The 22057-nt window shown below is 57.2% G+C and carries 20 protein-coding genes; 12 read left to right on the forward strand and 8 right to left on the reverse strand.

Annotated elements, in window-relative coordinates; all coding sequences use genetic code 11:
* Positions 1-9 precede the first annotated feature (9 nt).
* The 4 genes from IFT84_RS00120 to dprA are packed head-to-tail and all read left to right on the forward strand — an operon-like array spanning position 10 to position 4056.
* Complete coding sequence (locus IFT84_RS00120) at positions 10-972, forward strand: aspartate carbamoyltransferase catalytic subunit (protein WP_192116629.1); 963 nt, start codon at positions 10-12, stop codon at positions 970-972.
* Positions 969-2255 (forward strand): dihydroorotase, encoded by a 1287-nt coding sequence (locus IFT84_RS00125; protein WP_192116630.1) that lies wholly within the window; start codon positions 969-971, stop codon positions 2253-2255. Before IFT84_RS00120 ends, IFT84_RS00125 begins: the two co-directional genes overlap by 4 nt.
* Positions 2256-2275: 20 nt before the next feature.
* Entirely contained in the window at positions 2276-2890 is a 615-nt protein-coding gene (plsY, locus tag IFT84_RS00130; protein WP_192116631.1) for a glycerol-3-phosphate 1-O-acyltransferase PlsY, read from the forward strand.
* Entirely contained in the window at positions 2890-4056 is a 1167-nt protein-coding gene (gene dprA / locus IFT84_RS00135) for a DNA-processing protein DprA (protein ID WP_192117528.1), read from the forward strand. The genes plsY and dprA overlap by 1 nt, the downstream gene beginning before the upstream one ends.
* On the opposite strand, the gene IFT84_RS00140 is transcribed toward dprA, so the two are convergent.
* Complete coding sequence (locus IFT84_RS00140; RefSeq protein WP_192116632.1) at positions 3994-4230, reverse strand: hypothetical protein; 237 nt, start codon at positions 4228-4230, stop codon at positions 3994-3996. The genes dprA and IFT84_RS00140 overlap by 63 nt on opposite strands.
* 388 nt (positions 4231-4618) lie before the next feature.
* On the opposite strand from IFT84_RS00140, the gene topA reads away from it, so the two are divergent.
* The 5 genes from topA (at position 4619) to rpmG (ending at position 11641) form a co-directional block, all read left to right on the forward strand.
* Complete coding sequence (gene topA / locus IFT84_RS00145) at positions 4619-7321, forward strand: type I DNA topoisomerase (RefSeq protein WP_192116633.1); 2703 nt, start codon at positions 4619-4621, stop codon at positions 7319-7321.
* A 2-nt stretch (positions 7322-7323) separates the two neighbouring features.
* On the forward strand, positions 7324-9687 hold the full coding sequence (rnr, locus tag IFT84_RS00150; RefSeq protein ID WP_192116634.1) for a ribonuclease R: 2364 nt from the start codon (positions 7324-7326) through the stop codon (positions 9685-9687).
* Positions 9688-9702: 15 nt separating this feature from the next.
* The gene (locus tag IFT84_RS00155; RefSeq protein ID WP_446737553.1) at positions 9703-10149 is read left to right on the forward strand and encodes a DUF983 domain-containing protein; all 447 of its coding nucleotides are present in this window, start codon (positions 9703-9705) and stop codon (positions 10147-10149) included.
* A gap of 48 nt (positions 10150-10197) precedes the next feature.
* Positions 10198-11382 carry an MFS transporter gene (locus IFT84_RS00160; protein ID WP_192116635.1) on the forward strand — a complete coding sequence of 395 codons (1185 nt, stop codon included), beginning with the start codon at positions 10198-10200 and terminating at the stop codon, positions 11380-11382.
* Between the two features lie 91 nt (positions 11383-11473).
* Entirely contained in the window at positions 11474-11641 is a 168-nt protein-coding gene (gene rpmG / locus IFT84_RS00165) for a 50S ribosomal protein L33 (protein ID WP_192116636.1), read from the forward strand.
* Positions 11642-11954: 313 nt separating this feature from the next.
* On the opposite strand, the gene IFT84_RS00170 is transcribed toward rpmG, so the two are convergent.
* The gene (locus IFT84_RS00170; RefSeq protein ID WP_192116637.1) at positions 11955-13277 is read right to left on the reverse strand and encodes a response regulator; all 1323 of its coding nucleotides are present in this window, start codon (positions 13275-13277) and stop codon (positions 11955-11957) included.
* 36 nt (positions 13278-13313) lie between these two features.
* The gene (locus IFT84_RS00175; RefSeq protein ID WP_192116638.1) at positions 13314-13685 is read right to left on the reverse strand and encodes a response regulator; all 372 of its coding nucleotides are present in this window, start codon (positions 13683-13685) and stop codon (positions 13314-13316) included.
* Between the two features lie 179 nt (positions 13686-13864).
* Here IFT84_RS00175 and IFT84_RS00180 point away from each other — a divergent pair, with 179 nt between their 5' ends.
* Together IFT84_RS00180 and IFT84_RS00185 are read left to right on the forward strand one after the other, a co-directional pair.
* Positions 13865-14134 (forward strand): DUF3572 domain-containing protein, encoded by a 270-nt coding sequence (locus tag IFT84_RS00180; protein ID WP_192116639.1) that lies wholly within the window; start codon positions 13865-13867, stop codon positions 14132-14134.
* A complete protein-coding gene (locus tag IFT84_RS00185) occupies positions 14127-14783 on the forward strand; it encodes a hypothetical protein (protein WP_244651039.1) in 657 nt (218 codons plus the stop codon). The genes IFT84_RS00180 and IFT84_RS00185 overlap by 8 nt, the downstream gene beginning before the upstream one ends.
* 140 nt (positions 14784-14923) lie before the next feature.
* On the opposite strand, the gene IFT84_RS00190 is transcribed toward IFT84_RS00185, so the two are convergent.
* The 4 genes from IFT84_RS00190 to rpiA form a co-directional block, all read right to left on the reverse strand.
* Positions 14924-16297 (reverse strand): class II 3-deoxy-7-phosphoheptulonate synthase, encoded by a 1374-nt coding sequence (locus tag IFT84_RS00190; RefSeq protein WP_192116640.1) that lies wholly within the window; start codon positions 16295-16297, stop codon positions 14924-14926.
* Between the two features lie 120 nt (positions 16298-16417).
* Entirely contained in the window at positions 16418-17806 is a 1389-nt protein-coding gene (gene gor, locus IFT84_RS00195) for a glutathione-disulfide reductase (RefSeq protein WP_192116641.1), read from the reverse strand.
* 88 nt (positions 17807-17894) lie between these two features.
* The gene (locus tag IFT84_RS00200) at positions 17895-18473 is read right to left on the reverse strand and encodes a DUF2059 domain-containing protein (RefSeq protein ID WP_192116642.1); all 579 of its coding nucleotides are present in this window, start codon (positions 18471-18473) and stop codon (positions 17895-17897) included.
* Between the two features lie 5 nt (positions 18474-18478).
* A complete protein-coding gene (rpiA, locus tag IFT84_RS00205) occupies positions 18479-19189 on the reverse strand; it encodes a ribose-5-phosphate isomerase RpiA (RefSeq protein WP_192116643.1) in 711 nt (236 codons plus the stop codon).
* A gap of 198 nt (positions 19190-19387) precedes the next feature.
* Between rpiA and gph the strand changes: the two genes are divergently transcribed.
* A complete protein-coding gene (gene gph / locus IFT84_RS00210; RefSeq protein ID WP_192116644.1) occupies positions 19388-20062 on the forward strand; it encodes a phosphoglycolate phosphatase in 675 nt (224 codons plus the stop codon).
* Positions 20063-20086: 24 nt separating this feature from the next.
* On the opposite strand, the gene IFT84_RS00215 is transcribed toward gph, so the two are convergent.
* Positions 20087-21970 carry a L,D-transpeptidase family protein gene (locus IFT84_RS00215; RefSeq protein WP_192116645.1) on the reverse strand — a complete coding sequence of 628 codons (1884 nt, stop codon included), beginning with the start codon at positions 21968-21970 and terminating at the stop codon, positions 20087-20089.
* Between the last annotated feature and the right edge of the window lie 87 nt (positions 21971-22057).

Below are 22057 nucleotides of genomic sequence, written 5' to 3' on the forward strand. Positions count from 1 at the left end.
GGGCCGCCCATGGTTTACTTCCCGCATCGTCACCTGCTGGGCATCAAGGATCTCAAGGAACAGGATATCACTGTTCTCCTCGACAAGGCGGATGAGGCTGTGCAGCTGTCGCGCCAGCGGGACAAGCGCTCCTCGGTGCTGCGGGGCATGACCCAGATCAATCTGTTCTTCGAGGCCTCCACACGCACACAATCTTCCTTTGAACTGGCCGGAAAGCGTCTCGGCGCTGATGTCATGAACATGTCGGTGGCCAATTCATCGGTGAAAAAAGGCGAGACGCTTATCGATACCGCAATGACGCTGAACGCCATGCACCCCGATGTGCTGGTGGTGCGCCACGCCAGCGCCGGTGCGGCCGCCTTGTTGGCGCAAAAGGTATCCTGCTCCGTCATCAACGCCGGTGACGGCCAGCACGAGCACCCAACCCAGGCCCTTCTTGATGCGCTCACCATTCGCCGCGCCAAGGGAAAGCTATCGCGAATCATCGTTGCCATCTGCGGCGATGTGCTGCATTCCCGCGTGGCACGCTCCAACATTCTGCTGCTGAATGCCATGGGTGCACGCGTGCGGGTTGTAGCACCTGCTACCTTGCTGCCATCGGGCATTTCCGACATGTGCGCCGAGGTTTACCACTCCATGGAGGAAGGTTTGAAGGACGCCGATGTGGTCATGATGCTGCGCTTGCAGCGGGAGCGCATGTCCGGCTCTTTCGTGCCGTCCATCCGGGAGTATTTTCACTATTATGGATTGGATGCGCAAAAGCTGAAAGCCGCCAAGGACGATGCGCTGGTCATGCACCCCGGCCCCATGAACCGGGGTGTCGAAATATCCTCCGATGTGGCCGATGGTCCGCAGAGCGTCATTGAAAGTCAGGTGGAAATGGGTGTTGCCGTGCGGATGGCGGTGATGGAAACACTGTTGACCCAAACACAAGGCCCTGCCCAAGGCCAGACACGGGGAGCGAGCCGATGACGGCACCGGTTCTTCTCACCAATCTGCGGATCCTCGACCCGTCCCGTAATCTCGATGAGATGGGCGGACTTCTGATGGCCGATGGGCGTATTGTGGCGGCTGGGGCCAACGCGCGCAATCAGGGCGCACCGGAAGGCACCGAAATTCGGGACTGCTCCGGTTTGGTTGCAGTTCCCGGCCTTGTGGATGCGCAGGTGTTCGTCGGCGAGCCCGGGAACGAGTATCGCGAAACCATTGAATCGGCATCCCGCGCAGCCGCCGCTGGCGGCATCACGTCCTTTATCACCATGCCCGATACCAACCCGGTGATCGATGATATCGCACTGGTCGAATTCGTGCAAAAAACCGCCCGTGATAAGGCTCTGGTCAATGTCTATCCGAGCGCCGCACTGACCAAGGGGCTGCTCGGCAAAGAGATGACGGAGTTTGGCCTGTTATCCGCAGCAGGCGCCGTATCCTTTACCAATGGTCGCAGTCCGGTGGATGATACGATGGTGCTGCGCCGCGCTATGACCTATGCGCGCGAGTTCAATGCGATCATTGCCTGCGAGACCCGCGATCCGTATCTCGGCGGCGGCGTGATGAACTCCGGTGTGCTGGCCAGTTGGCTTGGGCTATCCGGCATCCCGCGTGAGGCTGAGATTATTCCGCTGGAGCGCGATTTGCGCGTGGCAGAAATGACCGGTGGCGCCTATCACGCCTCGCGTCTGTCGGTGCCGGGATCGGCTGCGGCTGTTGCGCAAGCACGCCAGCGCGGTGTGAAGGTGACATGCGGCATCTCAATCAACAATCTGACGCTGAATGAAAACGACATTGGCGAATACCGCACATTCTTCAAACTTTACCCGCCATTGCGCGGTGAGGATGACCGCGTTTCCATGGTGGAGGCTTTGAAGAATGGTACAATCGACATTATCGTTTCCTCGCACGATCCACAGGACGTCGATACCAAACGCGTGCCGTTTGCCGATGCTGCCGACGGCGCTGTCGGTCTGGAAACCATGCTGGCCGCCGCTTTGAGACTGTACCACAGTGGGGGTATTGACCTGATGCGCTTGATCGACGCGATGAGCACACGCCCCGCCGCGATCTTCGGACTGGATGCCGGAACTTTGAAGCCAGGTGCAAAGGCCGATATCACACTCATCGATCTGGATTATCCGTGGATCGTCTCCAAGGATGATCTGGTTTCCCGGTCGAAAAACACGCCGTTCGACAACGCCCGCTTTACGGGACGCGCCGTTCAGACCTATGTTCGCGGACTGCGCGTTCACTCTGTTTAATCGTCACCAAGGGGCCTGTCATGGATTTAGCAACGTGGAATCTCGGCTTGCTGCCCACTGTCGCCTCAGCGGTGCTCGGCTACCTGCTCGGCTCTATTCCCTTCGGCCTTTTGCTGACCCAAATGGCAGGTCTCGGGGATGTGCGCTCTATCGGCTCCGGCAACATTGGCGCGACGAACGTCTTGCGAACAGGAAACAAGAAGCTGGCAGCAGCAACGCTGTTGCTGGATGCGCTGAAGGCGACTTTTGCAGTTGTCATCGCGTCCGTCTACTGGGGTGTTGAAGGCGGAATTGTTGCCGGTCTCGCGGCCTTTCTCGGCCACCTCTTTCCGGTATGGCTGGGCTTCAAGGGAGGAAAAGGTGTTGCGACCTACCTCGGCGTGCTCCTGGGGCTATCCCCGACCCTGCTTCTGGTTTTCGCGGTTGTATGGCTGGTGATGGCAAAAGTCAGCCGCTATTCGTCGCTTTCGGCGCTGACTGCAACCGTCGCTACCCCGATCGCAGCCTTCTTCGTTACCGACATCAAAATTGCGTTCCTGCTCATTGTCATGACCCTGATCACCTGGTGGAAACACAAGGCCAATATCCAGCGGCTGTTGAAGGGGACGGAAGGCAGAATCGGAGACAAGGGTTGATCGGCAACCCTGTAGACCGCAATTCAGGCCGCCGACGTGGCATCGCCCTGTCCGAGCGCCAGAAGATCGCATGGCTTCGTCTTATCCGCAGCGATAATGTCGGGCCTGCCACGTTCAAGGACCTGATCAACCATTTCGGCTCTGCCGAGACCGCCTTGGAGATGGTGCCGGAACTGTCGCGGCGCGGCGGCTCAACCCGAAGCATTCGGGTTGCTTCTGTTGAAGACGCAGAACGGGAACTGGAGTTTTGCGAAAAATTCGGTGCTCGTTTCGTCGGTATTGGCGAACCAGATTATCCGCCAGCGCTCCGCCAGATCGATGGAGCACCGCCCCTTTTGGCTGTCAAAGGCGATATCAGTCTGGCGACCGTTCCATCCGTCGGCATCGTCGGCGCACGCAGCGCATCTGCCAGCGGCGCTAAATTTGCAGCTTATCTCGCTCGCGATATCGGCAAGGCGGGCTACAGCATTATCTCCGGTCTTGCGCGTGGTATCGATACGGCAGCCCATCGCGCCAGCCTCGCAACCGGGACGATTGCCGCGATGGCAGGCGGGCTGGATAAGCCCTACCCGCCGGAAAATATCAGCCTGCTTGAAGAGATGACGGCAGGGCGCGGTCTGGCCATCAGTGAAATGCCATTTGGATGGGAGCCGCGTGCCAGGGATTTCCCGCGCCGCAACCGTCTGATTGCCGGCGTCAGTCTTGGCCTGGTCGTGATCGAAGCGGCCGCACGCTCCGGCTCTCTCATCAGCGCCCGCCGGGCGGCCGATTTTGGACGTCTGGTCTTTGCCGTTCCCGGCTCACCCCTGGATCCCCGCTCGCAGGGCACCAACGGCCTGATCAAGGACGGCGCAATATTGACGACAGAACCGCGCGATGTCCTCGATGCCTTGGCGCCCGTCAGCCAGATCGATCTGTTCTCGACACCGGAAGTTCGAGAACTGGACCCGGAACCCGGCTATGCACCCATCGCTCCACCGGACGAAACGGACAGAAGCCAGATTATCAATGCCCTTGGCCCCACGCCCGTGGACATAGACGATATCATTCGCCACACCGGCCTGGCACCGCAAAAAGTTCATCTGCTTTTGCTCGAACTGGACCTAGCGGGTCGTCTTGCCCGACATGCCAACGGCACGGTTTCCATCGTTTTTGCGGATCGATAGGGGCCGCGCACCCGCCTGAATATCTCCCGCTTCGACATAGGCCATTTCAAGCATATAGCTGAGGAGTTCAGCACCGTTGGCGCTGGAGATCGACCGAAGTTCGCCGAGCATCTGGCGAACATAGCCGATGTTTTCGTTAAACTGTTTATCGTTTTCAAACAAATTGATCGCCATCTCACTACCTGCCTGATCTCGGTTGCCCGCGAGACATTCATCCCGCGTCAATTAAGGGTAGCTCATATCCAATTAATTGCAATACTCATAATATCTATTTTAGGTTGTATTCACATTGCAGGATGATTTTATTTGAGCGGAGATCATTGATTTGATTGCGAACCAACCAAATCATAAGCCAGATCCCTAAAAACTCATAGTAACAAGCGCTTGAGTGCCCGTTACCCCACCAGAAATTGATGGGAATTCTTCAATCGCAATTAGAGACAAATTTTTGAAAGACAAGGGTTGGCACTTGACCGCGGTGAAATCCCTGTCCATGTCGGGGGTCATTAGAACGCCCGGCACCTTTGTCGCTCGGGTGACTTAGATACAGGTTCATGGACAGATGACGAATGTAGTCGTGGTGGAATCGCCGTCGAAGGCCAAAACGATCAACAAGTATCTCGGACCGGGATACAAGGTGCTCGCCTCCTTCGGCCATGTGCGGGATCTGCCTGCCAAGGACGGCTCTGTTCTGCCCGATCAGGATTTTGACATGCTCTGGGAGGTGGACGCCGCCTCCGCCAAACGCATGAAGGATATTGCCGACGCGGTCAAAAGTTCCGACGGTCTGATTCTGGCAACCGACCCGGACCGAGAAGGAGAAGCGATCTCCTGGCATGTTCTGGATCTTCTGCGTAAAAAGAAAGTCATCGGCGACAAGCCTGTGAGCCGTGTGGTGTTCAACGCCATTACCAAGAAAGCCGTGCTGGAAGCCATGGCGGCACCGCGCGATATCGATGTGCCGCTGGTCGATGCCTATCTGGCGCGCCGCGCACTGGATTATCTGGTGGGCTTCAACCTGTCGCCGGTCCTCTGGCGCAAGTTGCCGGGGGCTCGGTCCGCTGGCCGGGTCCAGTCGGTCGCCCTTCGTCTGGTTTGCGACCGGGAGGCGGAAATCGAGCGCTTCGTTTCGGAAGAATACTGGAATATTTCCGCGCTTCTGAAAACGCCGCGTGGCGAGAGCTTCGAGGCCCGTCTCGTTTCGGCAGATGGCAAGCGTTTGCAGGCACGCTCTGTTGCCAACGGCGACGATGCCGCGTCGCTGAAAGCCATGCTGGAAGGTGCCAGTTATGTCGTCGATACGGTTGAGGCAAAGCCGGTCAAGCGCAACCCCTCCCCGCCGTTCACCACGTCCACCTTGCAGCAGGCAGCATCCTCGAAGCTTGGATTTTCTGCGTCCCGAACCATGCAGGTTGCACAGAAACTGTATGAAGGCATTGATCTGGGCGGCGAAACCGTTGGTTTGATCACATATATGCGTACCGATGGTGTGCAGATGGCGCCGGAAGCCATTGACGCTGCCCGGGATGCGATCGTCAGCCAGTTCGGGGCTCGCTACAGACCGGAAAAGGCGCGCTTTTACTCCACCAAGGCCAAGAATGCGCAGGAAGCGCACGAAGCCGTTCGCCCGACCGACTTCAATCGCACGCCGAACCAGGTTCGTGGTCACCTCGACGGCGATATGCTGAAGCTTTACGATCTGATTTGGAAGCGCGGCATTGCCAGCCAGATGGCGTCGGCGGAAATCGAGCGCACCACCGTGGAAATTCTGGCCGACAATGCAGGTCGCAAGGCTAGCTTGCGCGCTGTTGGCTCCGTCATCCGTTTTGATGGGTTCATCGCTGCCTATACCGATCAAAAAGAGGACGGCGAACAGGCCGATGACGATGAGGACGGACGCCTGCCTGAAATCAAAGCGCAGGAAACCGTTGCCAAAGAGAAGATCAACGCAACGCAGCATTTTACCGAGCCACCGCCACGCTACTCAGAAGCCACGCTGATCAAGAAAATGGAAGAGCTGGGCATTGGCCGCCCTTCCACCTATGCGGCAACGTTGAAGACACTTAGCGACCGCGAATATATCGTCATCGACAAGCGCAAGCTGATACCCCATTCTAAGGGACGGTTGGTAACCGCGTTTCTGGAAAGCTTCTTTACCCGCTATGTGGAATACGACTTCACCGCGTCGCTCGAAGAAAAGCTCGACCGGATTTCTGCGGGCGAGTTGAACTGGAAGGACGTTCTGCGCGATTTCTGGAAGGACTTCTTCGCCCAGATTGAAGACACCAAGGAATTGCGCGTCACCAATGTTCTGGATGCCTTGAATGAAGTTCTGGCGCCTCTGGTCTTCCCAAAACGGGAGGACGGAAGCGATCCACGCATATGTCAGGTCTGCGGCACCGGCAAATTGTCGCTGAAGCTCGGAAAATACGGCGCCTTTGTCGGCTGCTCCAATTATCCGGACTGCAATTTCACCCGTCAGCTTTCCTCCGAAGGCGGCGCAGATGCCGACGCAACCGTGTCGAATGAGCCGCAGAGCCTTGGCAAAGACCCGGCCACCGGCGAAGAGATTACCTTGCGCAGTGGCCGGTTCGGCCCCTATGTTCAGCGCGGGGATGGCAAGGAAGCCAAACGGTCCAGCCTGCCCAAGGGCTGGACGCCCGAAAGCATCGACTATGAGAGAGCGCTGGCTTTGCTGTCCCTTCCCCGTGATATCGGTGCGCACCCGGAATCCGGCAAAATGATCTCCAGCAGCCTTGGCCGCTACGGTCCTTTCATCCTTCATGATGGAAAATACGCCAATCTGGAATCGGTCGAAGATGTCTTCACCATTGGCCTGAATCGCGCCGTGTCGGTTTTGGCGGACAAGGCATTGCAGGGGCCCGGCGCCCGTGGCCGCACGCCTGTTGCCGCCTTGAAGGAACTGGGAGACCACCCGGATGGCGGTGCAATTACCGTGCGCGATGGTCGCTACGGACCCTATGTCAACTGGGGCAAGGTGAATGCCACCCTTCCCAAAGGAAAAGACCCGCAGACCGTTACCGTTGAGGAAGCGCTGACCTATATAGTGGAAAAGGCAGGCAAGGACGGCGGCAAACCGGCCAAGGCGAAAGCCAAAACGACAAGCAAGCCAAAGACAACAAAAGCGAAGCCCAAAGCAGCGGAAGGCGGCGATGCAAAGCCAAAAACCGCCAGAGCCAAGGCCGCTCCAAAAGCAGCAGGCAAACCGAAAGCCAAAGCAGCGGCGAAGCCTGAGAAAGACTAGGATTGGCAAGACATTCGAACGACCGTTCAGCCCGCCCCGCCAAAGGTGCCGCGAGATTACAGGCCAAGGCTGGCCCATCGGCGCTAGAGGGTGAAGATCCTATCATTCACGGAGCCGTTCCGTCACGGGCGGTTCTGTTGCGGTATATTGAGCTCAATCCCGACAAGGCTTCCAAGCGGGATCTGTACAAAGCGTTCGGCCTGAAAGGTGAGACGCGGATCGAGCTGAAGGCTCTCCTGCGTGATCTGGAACAGGATGGCATGCTGGAAAAGCGGCGCAAATCCCTGTCCCGCCCCGGCGCACTGCCACCCGTCACGGTGCTTGACATTACAACCCGCGATATCGACGGCGAATTGATTGGCCGACCGGCGGAATGGCCGGAGGATGCGGGCGTTGCACCTGCCGTGTCCATACGGCAATCCAGCGTCGGTAAAGCCAAGGGCAAAGCCCCGGTTGGCGGCTTGGGCGACCGGGTTCTTGCCAAGATTTTCCCCGCAACGGATCGCGGCGGCCCTGCCTACACCGCGCGTATCATCAAGGTGCTGGACAAGCGTCGCAACAACGCCATCGGCGTCTTCCGTTCGCAGGGCGCGGGCGGGCGAATCATGCCCATCGACAAGCGCGGCGAGGAACTTGAGGTTGATGCCGATTTCATCGGCGACGCCAAGGACGGCGATCTGGTCGAGGTGGACGTTGCGCGTTTGGGGCGTTTTGGTCTTCCCCGTGCGCAGGTCAAGGCCGTGATCGGCTCGGTTGCGTCCGAAAAAGCGATTTCCATGATTGCGATTTACGCTCATGGCATTCCCCACGTCTTCCCGGACGCGGTTCTGCGTGAAGCTGACGCCGCCGGACCGGCAACCATGGCAAAGCGTGAGGACTGGCGCACTCTGCCGCTGATCACCATCGATCCTGCCGACGCCAAGGATCATGACGATGCGGTGTATGCCGAACCGGACACCTCTCCGGACAACCTGGGCGGCGTGATCGTCACAGTGGCGATTGCGGACGTCTCCTGGTACGTGCGTCCCCGGTCCAGCCTGAATACAGAAGCATTGAAACGCGGCAACTCCGTCTACTTCCCGGATCGGGTCGTACCCATGCTGCCGGAGCGTATTTCCAACGACCTCTGCTCCCTGAAAGAAGGAGTTGACCGTCCCGCTTTGGCCGTGCGTATGCGGTTCTCGCACGAGGGACGTAAGGCCGGCCATACGTTCCACCGTGTCATGATGAAAAGCGCGGCCAAACTGTCCTACAATCAGGCACAGGCGGCCATCGACGGCCAGCCGGATGAGAAGACCGGTCCATTGCTGGAGCCGATCCTGAAGCCGCTCTGGGCTGCCTATGACATTTTAAAGCGCGGGCGCGACCGTCGCCAGCCGCTTGAACTCAACATGCCGGAGCGCAAAATTCTACTCAAGCCCGACGGCACGGTTGACCGGGTATTTGTGCCGGATCGACTGGATGCGCATAAGCTCATCGAAGAAATGATGATTCAAGCGAATGTGGCGGCCGCCGAAACATTGGAAACCAAAAAACAGCCGCTGATCTACCGCGCCCACGATGCACCATCGCTCGCCAAGCAGGAGGTGCTTCGCGAGTTTCTGGCGACACTGGAACTGTCACTGATCAAGGGCGGAAACATCCGTGCCAATCACTTCAATGGCATCCTGCAGAAAGCAGAGGGCAAAGCCTTTGAGGTCATGGTGAACGAGATGGTTCTGCGCTCGCAGAGCCAGGCCGTTTACAGCCCTGAAAACATCGGCCACTTCGGGCTGAATTTGCTGAAATACGCTCATTTCACATCCCCTATCCGACGCTATGCCGACCTGATCGTGCATCGTGCGCTGGTGGGTAGCCTTGGGTTGGGTGAAGGCGGAATTACCCCGGAAGAAGAGGCCGCGCTTGACGATATTGCGGCAGAGATTTCTACCTTCGAGCGGCGTGCCATGGCGGCGGAACGCGAAACGGTGGACCGCCTGATTGCCCATCACCTGCACGGGCGAATCGGTGAGGAATTTGACGGCCGGGTCTCTGGTGTCACCAAAGCGGGCCTGTTCATTTCACTTCCGGACTATGGCGCCGATGGCTTCGTTCCTATTTCGACGCTTGGGCGGGATTACTTCATCTATGACGAAGCCCATCAGGCACTGTCCGGCGAGAAGACCGGCCTTGGCTACCGGTTGGGCGATACGGTTCGGGTGAAACTCGTGGAAGCCGTCCCGCTTGCCGGAGCATTGCGCTTCGAAATGGTCAGCGATGGACGGCAAATGCCGACTGCAACACGTTCGTTTCACAAGTCAGGTCGTAGAGACCGAAGTGGCGCGCGAAAAACGCCCGGTACGCGTCCGCCGCGCGGCAAACGTTGAAGGTGGAACCGCCCCATGCGCACAGATGAATTGCACGCAGATGACAACGGCATGGTTCTGAACGGCGCACAAAACGGCATGGTACGCCCAGTCGGACGTTCCATGCGCCGGGGTTTCTTAAACCGCTGTCCCCGGTGCGGAGAGGGTCGCCTGTTTCGATCCTATCTTCGCTCCGTCGAAAACTGTGCCGTCTGCCATGAGCGGCTAGATCATCACCGAGCCGATGATTTCCCACCATATATCGTGGTCACCATCATCGGACATGTGGTGTTGGCAGGGTATATGATGACCGATCTGGTCTTTCCCCTTTCCACATGGACGCATCTGGCCATTTGGGCACCCATCACGGTATTCGGATCGCTGGCTCTGCTTCAGCCAGTCAAAGGGAGCGTGATTGGTTTGCAATGGGCGTTACGCATGCACGGCTTTGGAGACGACGATCCGGAACCTCTTGCACCCTGACCGATATAGACTGACTGAATCCTCAGACTGACATCAAGGACTTCGAAAATGTCGAAAACCACGACCAGACCTACTGGCCCAGTTGAAGAGATTCACTGGCCGTCGCTCGTCGCGGCCATTTCCGCCATCACCGCCGTTGGCATCGCTATCGGTCTCGGACTGCCGCTTCTGAGTATCATCATGGAGAAGCGTGGCATTTCCTCCTCCATGATCGGCTTGAATTCCGCCATGGCAGGTCTTGCCTCCATGGCCGCCGCGCCGCTCAGCACCAAGCTCAGCCAGCATTTCGGCGTTTCCAATACCATGCTGGTCGCGATCCTCTGTGCAGCGGCCAGTGCAATCGGCTTCTATTATGTCGAAAACTTTCTGCTGTGGTTTCCGCTGCGCGTGGTTTTCCACGGTGCCATAACCGTGTTGTTCATCCTTTCCGAGTTCTGGATCAACGCGGCCTCTCCCACCCACAAACGCGGCCTCGTTCTCGGTATCTACGCAACACTTCTGGGGCTAGGCTTTGCACTAGGGCCGCTGCTTTTTTCGGTATTGGGTAGCGACGGCGTCCTACCATTTGCGGTCGGCGCTGCCGTGATTCTGGTTGCGGCTATTCCCATCTACATTGCGCGGCATGAAAACCCGGTCATTCACGAAAAACCGGAAATGCATTTCCTGCGCTATATCTTTCTGGTGCCAACGGCGACGGCCGCTGTGTTTGTTTTTGGCGCGGTCGAATCAGGGGGCCTGTCCCTGTTTCCCATCTACGCAACCCGGTCCGGCTTCAGCGAATCGCATGCTGCCTTGCTGTTGACGATGATGGGCATTGGAAATGTGGTCTTCCAGATACCCTTGGGAATGCTGTCCGACCGAATGAAGGACCGTCGGAACCTCCTTTTCATTCTGGCAATCATCGGCCTGATTGGCTCTCTGTGCCTGCCGTTGTTGATCGGCAGCTGGACGCTGATGGCCATTGTGCTGCTGCTGTGGGGTGGCTGCGTATCGGGCCTCTATACGGTGGGGCTAAGCCATCTCGGCTCGCGTTTGCACGGCCCGGACCTGGCCGCCGCCAATGCAGCGTTCATCTTTTCCTACGCCGTTGGCACGGTTGCCGGTCCGCAGGCCATCGGTGTTGCAATGGATAAAATGGGAAACAACGGCTTCGTCTGGGCTATTGTGCTGTTTTTCGCCATGTATGTCGTACTTTCCATTGCACGACTGGGTTTCAGCGCAAAACGGACTTGACTTTTCGGGGGCGATTTGTAGGTTGGCGCCAGATTTAAGCCTTGGTAACTCATACACGGCCATGGCGTAGTTTTATAAAGGCAGGACAACCATGGCGAAAGCTACCACCATCAAGATCAAGCTGCTCTCGACAGCCGACACGGGCTTCTTCTACGTAACCACGAAGAACAGCCGTACCATGACGGACAAGATGAGCAAGACAAAGTACGACCCGATTGCGCGCAAGCATGTCGAGTTCAAGGAAACGAAGATCAAGTAATTTTGATCTGGTTAATTTTAAAAAGGCGCTGCAGCTATGCTCAGCGCCTTTTTTGTTGCGTGTTTATAATTGAACAAACACTGTAATTCACGGGAGAATAGCAAAGGGTGGGTCGATCAGCCTGTAACAGCGGCACGAGGAACCACTGATGTCACAGGCCGATCGACCGCGCCTACAGGCCCGAGAGATGCGGCGGCCTCGGGTGCTGCAGGTAACTGATGGGGTATGCCCTTAAGTCAGAGAGTGTCATACTCGCTTATAAAATCAACAGTTACTTAAGGAATCGCTGTTGTATTCTGAATTTTGTCGAAAGTTACACACAGCTTTCCAGTGTGTTGTCGATCTGCGTCGCCTCGCCTGGCAGACCATCGGCAAGCGCGCGCGCCAAAAGCGTCTCACTGCTGTCGTCTGCTTCGCTGAGTTCAGCTCGGCCCAAGACCAGGGGAGAAAGCTGTAGCTCCGCCTGCAAAACCATCCTCAAGCGCTCCAGAACGCTGTCAGCAGCCATGATCGACGTATCCGGCATCACCAGTACAAAACGGTCCTGCGCAGTCCGGCAGACAAGGTCTGCACCACGGATAACTGTTTTCAGTAGCCGCGAAATAGACTGTGCCAGTTGGATCAATGCCGCATCAGGCAAGGCAAGATCTTGAACCCCAATGACGCTCGCGGTCAGCGGCTGTGAGCGAGCGTGAGCGCGCTTGATCAAACGTGACAGATGGCTGTCGAGGTAGTTCTGATTCGGCAAGCCGGTGATCGCATCGGTGACGATGCTGCTGTCATCTTCTCCTATACGTGCTCGCAGTCTGTCGTTCAGCCTCTTACCCCGCATTTGCATCAGGCTACGGGCGATCAGCTCGCTCTGATCGAGCGGCATCCGTATAAAGTCGGTCAGGCCCAGTTGCGAGCATTGCTGCAGGCCCGAATCAGTGTCGGCGGGTACAATCCCAAGGATGGGTACATGACGCGTCTGCGCGTGCGCTCTGAGGGTCTGGCAGGCGGCCAACTCCTTGGCACCGGAAATCGTCGAGAGAATCAAATCGACATGCGCAAGGCTGTTCAATGCAAGCACATCATCGCCGTTAATGAGAACCGCGTCCGCCACGGGTTTGAGAAACCGTGTGGCATGGTCGGCAATCGCATCCTGCTGCGTAATCAGCACAACCCGCAGCGGATCATCCAGAAACTGACCGCTGTTGGGCGTAGCGTTGCGAATGCCCATGCTGGCAGCGGTATCGCACCGCTCCTTCACCTCGTTTGCCACCGTCCCGAGCCGCAACAAACTTTTTACCCGAATTGTCAACTCAACATCATCGATGGGGAAAGTCAAAAAATCATCGATACCAGCTTGCAAGCCTTGGACCCGCGCTGAGGCGTCGCCACGCTCCGCCAGGAGAATAACCGGAATGGATGACAAGAGTGCATTGCGTTTCAGGTGATGGGTGCACGCATAGGCGTCCATGTCTGACAAATGCTGCGCAATGATAATCAGATCCGGGACACCATCTCCCCCGCGTTCGAGAACGTCTCTGCCGGACTGGCTGACCTCAACCTGATACAATTGAGTGGACAGGCGCTCCGACAGAGACTGGGTCAGTTTCAGGTCTGCAGCAACAACGTGGATCCGCGCGGTCATGTCTCTATCCGTTTCGGGTTCAGCGGCCCGGCCCGCTCAGGCATCGCCCAAATAGGTTTTTATCGTTTCTATAAATTTTGGTACGGAGATCGGCTTAGAAACATACGCTTCACATCCGCCCTGCCGGATTCGCTCCTCATCACCCTTCATCGCAAAGGCTGTGACCGCGATCACCGGAATTGTGTGCAACTCGTCGTCTTCCTTCAGCCACTTCGTCACCTCAAGGCCCGAAACCTCCGGTAACTGGATGTCCATAAGAATAAGATCGGGACGATGTTTGCGAGCGAGATCAAGGGCTTCCATGCCGTTTCTCGTCTGAATTGTCGTGTAGCCAGACGCTTCGATCAAGTCGCGGAACAGCTTCATGTTCAGCTCATTGTCTTCGACAATCATAACCTGTTTGGGCATTGACTTCCCTTATCCCGGTTCACTCTCGCGACATCCATCACTTGATATAGTCGCCCGATTGCCGAATCCTATCTGTCCACCTAAATGAGGTTACGCTCTTTAGGTTGAAAATTGGGTAAATGATTCACGGACCATGCGTGATCACCCGATAAGATCCGGTAAACACGAAGGAATGCTGAATGCAGAAGCCTGCGGAAGACGTCGCAATTTCGATCCTTGGCTGGCTGGCGTCCGAGCCTGAGCTGCTTGGGCGTTTCATGGCGCTATCGGGTGTCGATGCCAGCAGCATGCGAAACGCCGTCAACGACCCCGGCTTTCTCGCAGGCCTTGTCGATTTTCTGATGAACCATGAACCCACACTGGTGGCTTTCTGTGAGGCAACCGACACGCCCCCGGAAACGGTTGTCCGCGCCCATCACACACTATCCGGGCCAGCTGATTATGAGTGACGCACAGGACATGCCCGAAGTTTCGCTCGATCATATCGAGCTCAATGAGCGTCCGCTGATCGTTTGCGATGTCGACGAAGTCGTGCTGGAGTTTCTTACCCCCTTTCGTGGCTTCATTCAGTCACAGGGATACGAGTTACTGGCGCGTTCGTTCAAGCTGCATGGCAATGTCGTCCATGCCGGCACCAGTGAGGTCCTGCGCGAAGACATCGTGGATGATCTTCTGGAAGCTTTTTTCATTGCCCAGGGCGACTGGCAATTTCCGGCGACAGGCGTGTCGGAAGCCCTCACCGCTTTGTCAGACCATGCCGATATCGTGTTTCTGACTGCTATGGCGCCGCGGCACGAAACCTTGCGACGGGCCTTGCTGGATCGGTTTGGTCTACACTATCCGCTTGTTGCGACCGAGGGAGCAAAGGGGCCCGTGGTGCAACGGCTGCATCGTCTGCGCAAACAGCCAGTTGTGTTTGTGGACGATATCTTGCGCAACCTGCGGTCCGTCAGGGAGCATGTGCCGGACTGTTTGATCATCCACATCATGGCAAATGCGCATTTCCGCGTTTTCCTGCCGCCGCTGGATGCCGGCATGACCTCAGCAGCTGACTGGCCGGAAGCGGCGCGGATGATTCAGGCCCATTTCCGGGTATAATGCAGGGCGCCAGACCTTACGATCAGGCGCCCTTTTTAGAATAGATTTCCGGCGAACTCGCGTTCGCCAAAAATGCTCTTGCTCCTTGTTTTGTCGCATTGTCCGAACGGAAAAGCGGTTCCGCTTTTACTGGCAATGCTCTAGCCGTTCACGACCATCCGCTTTTCATCGCGGCCGCCCTTCATGCGCTCCGCAAGAAGGAACGCAAGTTCCAGCGCCTGATCGGCATTCAGGCGTGGGTCGCAATGCGTGTGGTAGCGGTCCGAAAGATCTTCCGCCGATACGGCGCGTGCGCCGCCGGTGCATTCAGTCACGTCATTGCCGGTCATCTCGATATGGATGCCGCCGGGATGCGTTCCCTCTGCGCGATGGATCTGGAAGAAGCTTTCGACTTCCGACAAGACACGCTCAAATGGCCGGGTCTTGTAGTTGTTGAGCGTAATCGTGTTGCCGTGCATCGGGTCGCACGACCACACAACCTTGCGGCCCTCTTTCTCCACCGCACGGATAAGGCGCGGCAGGTGTTCAGCAACCTTATCGTGGCCGAACCGGCAGATCAGCGTCAACCGGCCCGCCTCGTTTGCAGGGTTCAGAATGTCGATCAGCTCAATCAAACCATCGGCGCTGAGCGAAGGACCGCATTTCAAACCGAGCGGGTTTTTGATGCCACGGCAATACTCGATATGCGCATGATCGGGCTGGCGCGTGCGGTCACCGATCCAGATCATATGGCCCGATGTCGCATACCAGTCGCCCGAGGTTGAATCGACACGGGTCAGTGCTTCTTCATAGCCAAGCAGCAGCGCCTCATGGCTGGTGAAGAAATCGGTTTCCCGCAGGCTGGCATTGGTTTCCGAGGTGATGCCGATAGCCTTCATGAAGTCCATCGTCTCGGAAATACGATCAGCCAGTTTGCGGTAACGCTCGGCCTGTGGGCTGTCCTTGACGAAACCCAGCATCCACTGGTGCACGTTATCGAGATTGGCATAGCCGCCTTGTGCAAACGCGCGCAACAGATTGAGCGTTGCTGCCGACTGGCGATAGGCCATGATCTGGCGTTCCGGGTTCGGCACCCGCGCTTCCGGTGTGAACTCGATGCCGTTGATGATATCGCCGCGATAGCTCGCAAGCTCGATATCGCCCTGCTTTTCGATATTGGACGAGCGCGGTTTGGCAAACTGACCTGCAATACGGCCAACCTTGACCACAGGCTGCTGCGCACCAAACGTCAGCACAACCGCCATTTGCAGGAACGCGCGGAAGAAGTCGCGGATGGTATCGGCACCGTGCTCGGCAAAGCTTTCAGCGCAATCCCCACCCTGCAGCAGGAAGCCCTTGCCTTCGGCAACCTGACCAAGCGCTTTGGTCAGGCGGCGCGCCTCGCCTGCAAACACCAGCGGCGGAAACTTGGCAAGACGACCTTCCGTTGCGGCCAATGCATCAAGGTCCGGATAATCCGGCACCTGCTGAATGGGTTTATTCCGCCAGCTGTTCGGGGTCCAATTCTGTACCATGGTGTTCACCTGTTTCTCGCTTTTGCCGCAGTCAGCGTGCCCAGTAGATCTGGTACAGGACATGCGGATGCGGGCTTATAAACCCTAAACGTTTGCGTTGCAAAGTCAGCGTTCCGGTTTTCAGACCCGTTCGCCATTTTTGATACGATAGGAAGGGCTGTACATAGTTACAAGCTCTTCAGCTGCTGTCGGGTGCACCGCCATTGTCCGGTCGAAATCATCCTTGGTGCAACCAGCCTTCAAAACCACGCCGAGAATCTGCGCCATTTCCCCGGCGTCATGGCCGAGAACATGGGCCCCCACCACTTTACGGTCGGCAGCGTTGACGATCAGTTTCATAATCGTCTTCTCGTTTCGGCCAGACAGCGTGGCTTTCATCGGGCGAAATTCGGCGCGATAGACTTCCAAGTCCTCAAACTTTTCCGCAGCCTGATCCTGCGTTAGGCCAACCGTTCCAATTTCCGGCTGTGAAAAGACGGCAGTCGCAATCAAATCAAAATCTGGCGATACCGGATTGCCCTTGAACTCCGTTTCAATAAAGCACACGGCTTCATGAATGGCGACAGGGGTGAGCTGCACCCGGTCCGTTACATCGCCGAGCGCAAATATGCCGGGTACATTGGTGCGAGAATAGGCGTCCACCAACACGGCTCCTCGGTCGTTCGTCACAACGCCTGCGGCTTCCAGCCCGAGACTGGCGGTGTTCGGCTCCCGGCCCAGCGCCAGAAAGACCTGATCAACGACCAGAGTCTCCCCGGCTTTCGTCATCGCCCGACGCTGGCCGTCATCGGTTTTCTCGACGGACATGATGATATCTTCGCACAGAATATGAATGCCCTTGGCCACCATGGCTGCATGCAGACCCTGACGCATATCATTGTCGAACCGCGAGAGAATTTCCTTGCCGCGATAGATCAGCGTCGTCTCAACACCCAGCCCATGGAAAATATTGGCAAACTCCACGGCAATGTAACCACCACCCGCAATGAGAATGGATTGTGGCAATTCTTTGAGATCAAAAGCGTCGTCCGAATAGATGCACAATTCGTGTCCGGGTAATGACCCATGGGCGCTGGGGCGTCCGCCAACGGCGATCAAAATGCGTTCGGCTGTGACCGTTTCACCGGTTGCCAGAAGCTTTATACTGTTCGGACCGACAAGCTCGGCGCGTGTGTTCAGAATGTTGGCGCCCGCATTGGCAAGTCCCTTGCGGTAAAGCCCCTCCAGACGGGTGATTTCCGCATCCTTGGCGGCAACCAGCTTGGACCAGTCAAACTGACGCTCACCGACTGTCCAGCCGAAACCGGCAGCATCTTCGAAATGCTCCGCAAACTGCGAGGCGTAGACATAAAGTTTTTTGGGCACACAGCCACGGATAACGCAAGTGCCGCCGTAGCGGCTCTCTTCCGCAATGCCCACACGCTTGCCGAGCGACGCTGCCAAACGGGCGGAGCGCACCCCGCCGGAGCCGCCGCCGATGACAAAAAGATCGTAATCAAAGGTAGACATGGCACCTCCGGTCGGGTTGTTGAAAAAAGCCTGAATAGCAAAAGCCCGACAGATGCCGGGCTTCGCCAAATTTTATATCCGTGCCACGTTACTGGGCTGGCGCTGGTGCAGGTGCAGGTGCTGGCTGCTCGGCACCCGGCTGGGTCTGGCTTGCGCGGACCGCAGCACCAATTGACGCTTCCAGTGCCTTGTCGCTTTCGGCGGCAAGATCACGGGAGATTCCGCTGGCCCAGATATCCGCCGCCTTCAGCATTTCGCGTGTGGCAATCGGACCATCACGAAGCAGTTTCTTGCCCGCTTCAGAACCGTAGAAGGCGGAGATTGCGTTCAACTCTTCAACCGAGAATGTCTTGGCGTAGATGGAAGCAGCTTCTCGTTCCAGATCGGCCCGGCGAGGCGCAAGCGCAATCGCCTTTTCATCAACCGTCTTGGTAATGACGTCCTGATAGTTGGGCGATGCCTGAATCAGGGTGCCTTTCAGCTGTTCGGCAACATTCGGCAGAATGTTATCAAAGCTGTCGGTTACGCCCAACGACGATATGGTTGCCCGCGCAGCCTTGATCTGGTCTTCGTTCACCTCTTGCGCATGGGCGGAAGCGCCAAACATTGCGCTGCAAGCGAAAAGGGAGGCGGCAATCGTGCGGCCGGAACCGGCAAATTTTACCATGCGTTTCAGTGCTCCTGTAGTGAATTGGCGGTGATCGTCCGTGCCCCCGCCGGTCCGGCGATGATGGCGACAGACGCCATATTGATAAACAGCCCGTGCTCTACGACACCGGGAATGGCATGCAAATGGCTCGAAAGCGCATCTGCATCAGGAATACGGCCAAAAGATGCGTCCAGGATCAAGTGGCCACCATCCGTATAAAAAGGATCGTTACCGACCATGCGCAGCTCGATAGCACCCGTCAAGCCAAGGCGGTCCGCACAGGATTCGATTGCCAGCCGTGTGGCAACTAGTCCAAAGGCATTGACTTCAATCGGAAGTTTGAACGCACCGAGCGTGTCGACAAGCTTGGTCTCGTCGGCGATGACGATCATACGGTCGGAGGCCTTGGCAACGATCTTTTCGCGCAACAGCGCACCGCCGCCGCCCTTGATCAACCGTAAATTATGATCGACTTCATCGGTGCCGTCGACGGCCAGATCGAGTTCCGGCAGTTCATCCAGCGACATCAGGGGAATGCCGAGGTCGAGGCACAGCCGCGCTGTGCGCTCGGAGGTTGGCACCCCCTGAACCTGAAAGCCATCGGCTACCTTTTCAGCCAGAAGACTGATGAATTCCTCAGCCGTGGACCCGGTGCCAATGCCCAGACGCATACCGTTTTCCACATGACCGAGAGCCACTTGCGCAGCTTTGATTTTCATCTGGCGGGCGTCCATGCGCCACAACTCCCTAAAAGCTTACTCATCCCCTGCCCGGCTCCCCGGTGGGAAAGACACTTACACGGCTCCCGCGCCAAACAAAAGACCCAAATGGCGACCGCTCACAAAAGAGCAGCCGATATCGTGCGCGTCATTGCGTTCCGGGAATCCATCTTCTACCACCGTTGTACCCGCTCTTTGCCTCAGGAGACTATCTTGACCAGCCCCATTGTTGTTTTCGATCTGGACGGCACACTTGTCGACACCGCTGTCGATCTTGTTGCCGGCCTCAATCACGCTATTGCGCAAAAAGGTGTAGAGCCGGTCACCTATGAAGATCTGACGCATCTGGTCGGTCATGGCGCAAAAGCCATGATCGAGCGGACCTATTCGCTGCGCCAGAAAGAACTCACCGACGACGATCTGCAATCTCAGCTCAAGGAATTCATCGCTTACTACAGCGATACGATGCCGGGTCTTTCCAGGCCCTATCCCGGCGTGCTGGCAGCCATGGATGCCCTCTCGGCGGCAGGCTTCAAGCTGGCCGTGTGCACCAACAAAATGGAAGCCCTTGCCCGGAAGCTTCTGGATACACTTGATCTGACGGCTCGCTTTGCGGCCATTACCGGTGGCGACACCTTCGCCGTGCGCAAGCCCAATGCCGAGCATTTGCTCTCCACCATCGCCATGGCCGATGCAGACCCGACGCAGGCCATCATGATTGGCGATAGCCTGAATGACATTCTGGTGGCACGAAATGCCTCCATCCCGTCAATCGGCGTTCCCTTCGGCTATTCGGACGTGCCGATCGAAGACCTGAACCCCACACAGGTCATTCACCACTTCGATGAATTGACGCCTGATCTGGTTCACAAGCTGCTCCGCCGATAAAAAGGCGGCCCGGAGGCCGCCTTTTTAAACTGTATTGTGACGGGCTGATTTCGTCGCATCCAGCGCCTTGTTCATGTAGCTGTCGCGATCATACACGTCATTGAAATATTCAACGACACCGTCCTTGTTTGGCCAAGCAGTAAAGTAGGCAACGTAAACGGGAATCTTGGTCGGCAACGGCACAGCCTTGTTACGGCCCCCGGCAATCTGTTTGGCAACGTCATCCAGCGATGTGCCGAGAACCGCTGCCGCCATGCGGCGCGGGTCGGACAGGCGGATACAGCCATGGCTCAATGCCCGCTGATCCTTGTTGAAGAAGCTCTTTGATGGGGTGTCGTGCATGTAGATAGCGTGTGCATTGGGGAACAATATCTTCAACTCACCCAGCGCATTGTCATCGCTCGGTGGCTGACGCACGGCAACGGACTTCGGCAGGCTGTACCAGTCGACGGCACTGGACGCCACCTTCTTGCCGCCCACTTCGACGTGATAGCCCATGCGGTCCAGATAGCCGGGATCGTTGCGCAACTTCGGCAGCATTTCATTGATGATGATGGACTGCGGCACACCCCAGGACGGGTTGAATTCCACGGTCTGGATTTCATCATTGAAGAAATAGGTCTGGTTGGACTTGGAACCAACAACCACGCGCATGGAAAACTGCTCGGCGCCAGCATCGGTATAATAGGCCATAAAGGCTGGCTGGTTGATGAAGACGTGACGGGCACCCAGGTCCTTGGGCAGCCAACGCGCCTGCTCCATCGCGATGATCAGCTTGTTGATTTTCGCCTGCGCGGTATCGCCACCGGTCATCACACGAATGGACGCCTGCCCGACAACACCATCGGCTTTCAAGCCATGTTCCTTCTGGAACGCTTCTACCAGCGCTACCAGTTCCGGTGTGTATTCCGACGTATCCTGATAGGCGGCAAGTGTTGCGGCGTGATCGGTCTTTATCTGGCTGCTCGCCTTCTGGCGAATGGCGGCAACCACGTTCTTCATTTCCGGGTTGCTGATGCCAGGCTTCAACAGGGTGTTCGGGGCAATCACGATGTTTGGCTCAGACACCTGTGATCCCTGCAACTCTTCCAGCGCCCGTTGAAGCGCAGTGAACTCCGGCCCATTCGGCGTCTGCCCCTTCAGGAATGCCGAGACGTCGTCGGTATCGCGAACCGTATCCAGCACAGAGACCAGATCGAGGCTCTTGCGCTTGAAATCGTGATAGCCGGAAATCTTGTTGGGATCGATCCGTCCCCGTACTGTATCGGACACAAACGACAGAACAGCAGCAGACAGCTTGACTTCAAACTGTACGAGCGCCTGCCCGCGGCCAGCCAGATCCTGCTCGTTGAACGTATCGGCGGGAACAGAGACCTCGTAGTCAGCGACATCGAGTCCTACTTTGCCGGCATCGCTCAGGACGGCCAGAGCGGCGCGGGCGCGCTCGTTGATGGCCGTGCCATTGAACCACAGGAAATCACTGTTCTGTGCATAAAATGTTTCGACGGCCTTGGCCACATCCGCCGTCGCACGGACATCCACCGTCGACAGATACTGATGCATGTCGGCCGACGGTGTTGCAGCGACCGGCTGTGCCGTGTCGCTGGAAACAGAACTGGTTACAATCGGATCGGAAGCCTCGGGCGCTCTGGCAATGGCGACGCGGCGCAGCGCTTCGGCCTTATAAGTGTAATAACGCGGCCCGACGACACGCGGCGCAGCCTTAGCAACCCGCTTTTCCACAGGGGGCGCAACCACTGCGACCGGCGGTGCGGGAAACTCTTCAACAACCTTCGGCTTCCGGCGAAAAAGATCAAACAAGGTTCCTGCTTCCGCTGTCCGCGCATCGAGAGCCGATACGCAGCAGGTCAGCGCGAGAGCCGTCATAGCTGTCTTGAAAAAAGTCATTGGTAATGCGTCCCCGTATTGCCCGTTTGCATGCGGCGGCCGACGTCCGATGCTCCAGTGCAGGCCCTCAGGACTATAGAAAACCAT

Origin of the sequence: Rhizobium sp. CFBP 8762 (genome assembly GCF_014841565.1) — a bacterium.
GTDB lineage: Bacteria > Pseudomonadota > Alphaproteobacteria > Rhizobiales > Rhizobiaceae > CFBP-8762.

What these genes read in the sequence shown, in the direction of transcription:
- IFT84_RS00140 (WP_192116632.1), bottom strand. Translation starts at nt 4,230, where the DNA reads ATGGCGATCAATTTGTTTGAAAACGATAAACAGTTTAACGAAAACATC.
- gor (WP_192116641.1), bottom strand. Translation starts at nt 17,806, where the DNA reads ATGTCTACCTTTGATTACGATCTTTTTGTCATCGGCGGCGGCTCCGGC.
- rpmG (WP_192116636.1), top strand. Translation starts at nt 11,474, where the DNA reads ATGGCGAAAGCTACCACCATCAAGATCAAGCTGCTCTCGACAGCCGAC.
- IFT84_RS00160 (WP_192116635.1), top strand. Translation starts at nt 10,198, where the DNA reads ATGTCGAAAACCACGACCAGACCTACTGGCCCAGTTGAAGAGATTCAC.
- IFT84_RS00125 (WP_192116630.1), top strand. Translation starts at nt 969, where the DNA reads ATGACGGCACCGGTTCTTCTCACCAATCTGCGGATCCTCGACCCGTCC.
- IFT84_RS00185 (WP_244651039.1), top strand. Translation starts at nt 14,127, where the DNA reads ATGAGTGACGCACAGGACATGCCCGAAGTTTCGCTCGATCATATCGAG.
- IFT84_RS00155 (WP_446737553.1), top strand. Translation starts at nt 9,703, where the DNA reads ATGCGCACAGATGAATTGCACGCAGATGACAACGGCATGGTTCTGAAC.
- IFT84_RS00215 (WP_192116645.1), bottom strand. Translation starts at nt 21,970, where the DNA reads ATGACTTTTTTCAAGACAGCTATGACGGCTCTCGCGCTGACCTGCTGC.
- rpiA (WP_192116643.1), bottom strand. Translation starts at nt 19,189, where the DNA reads ATGGACGCCCGCCAGATGAAAATCAAAGCTGCGCAAGTGGCTCTCGGT.
- IFT84_RS00120 (WP_192116629.1), top strand. Translation starts at nt 10, where the DNA reads ATGGTTTACTTCCCGCATCGTCACCTGCTGGGCATCAAGGATCTCAAG.
- IFT84_RS00190 (WP_192116640.1), bottom strand. Translation starts at nt 16,297, where the DNA reads ATGGTACAGAATTGGACCCCGAACAGCTGGCGGAATAAACCCATTCAG.
- IFT84_RS00175 (WP_192116638.1), bottom strand. Translation starts at nt 13,685, where the DNA reads ATGCCCAAACAGGTTATGATTGTCGAAGACAATGAGCTGAACATGAAG.
- topA (WP_192116633.1), top strand. Translation starts at nt 4,619, where the DNA reads ATGACGAATGTAGTCGTGGTGGAATCGCCGTCGAAGGCCAAAACGATC.
- IFT84_RS00170 (WP_192116637.1), bottom strand. Translation starts at nt 13,277, where the DNA reads ATGACCGCGCGGATCCACGTTGTTGCTGCAGACCTGAAACTGACCCAG.
- IFT84_RS00200 (WP_192116642.1), bottom strand. Translation starts at nt 18,473, where the DNA reads ATGGTAAAATTTGCCGGTTCCGGCCGCACGATTGCCGCCTCCCTTTTC.
- IFT84_RS00180 (WP_192116639.1), top strand. Translation starts at nt 13,865, where the DNA reads ATGCAGAAGCCTGCGGAAGACGTCGCAATTTCGATCCTTGGCTGGCTG.
- plsY (WP_192116631.1), top strand. Translation starts at nt 2,276, where the DNA reads ATGGATTTAGCAACGTGGAATCTCGGCTTGCTGCCCACTGTCGCCTCA.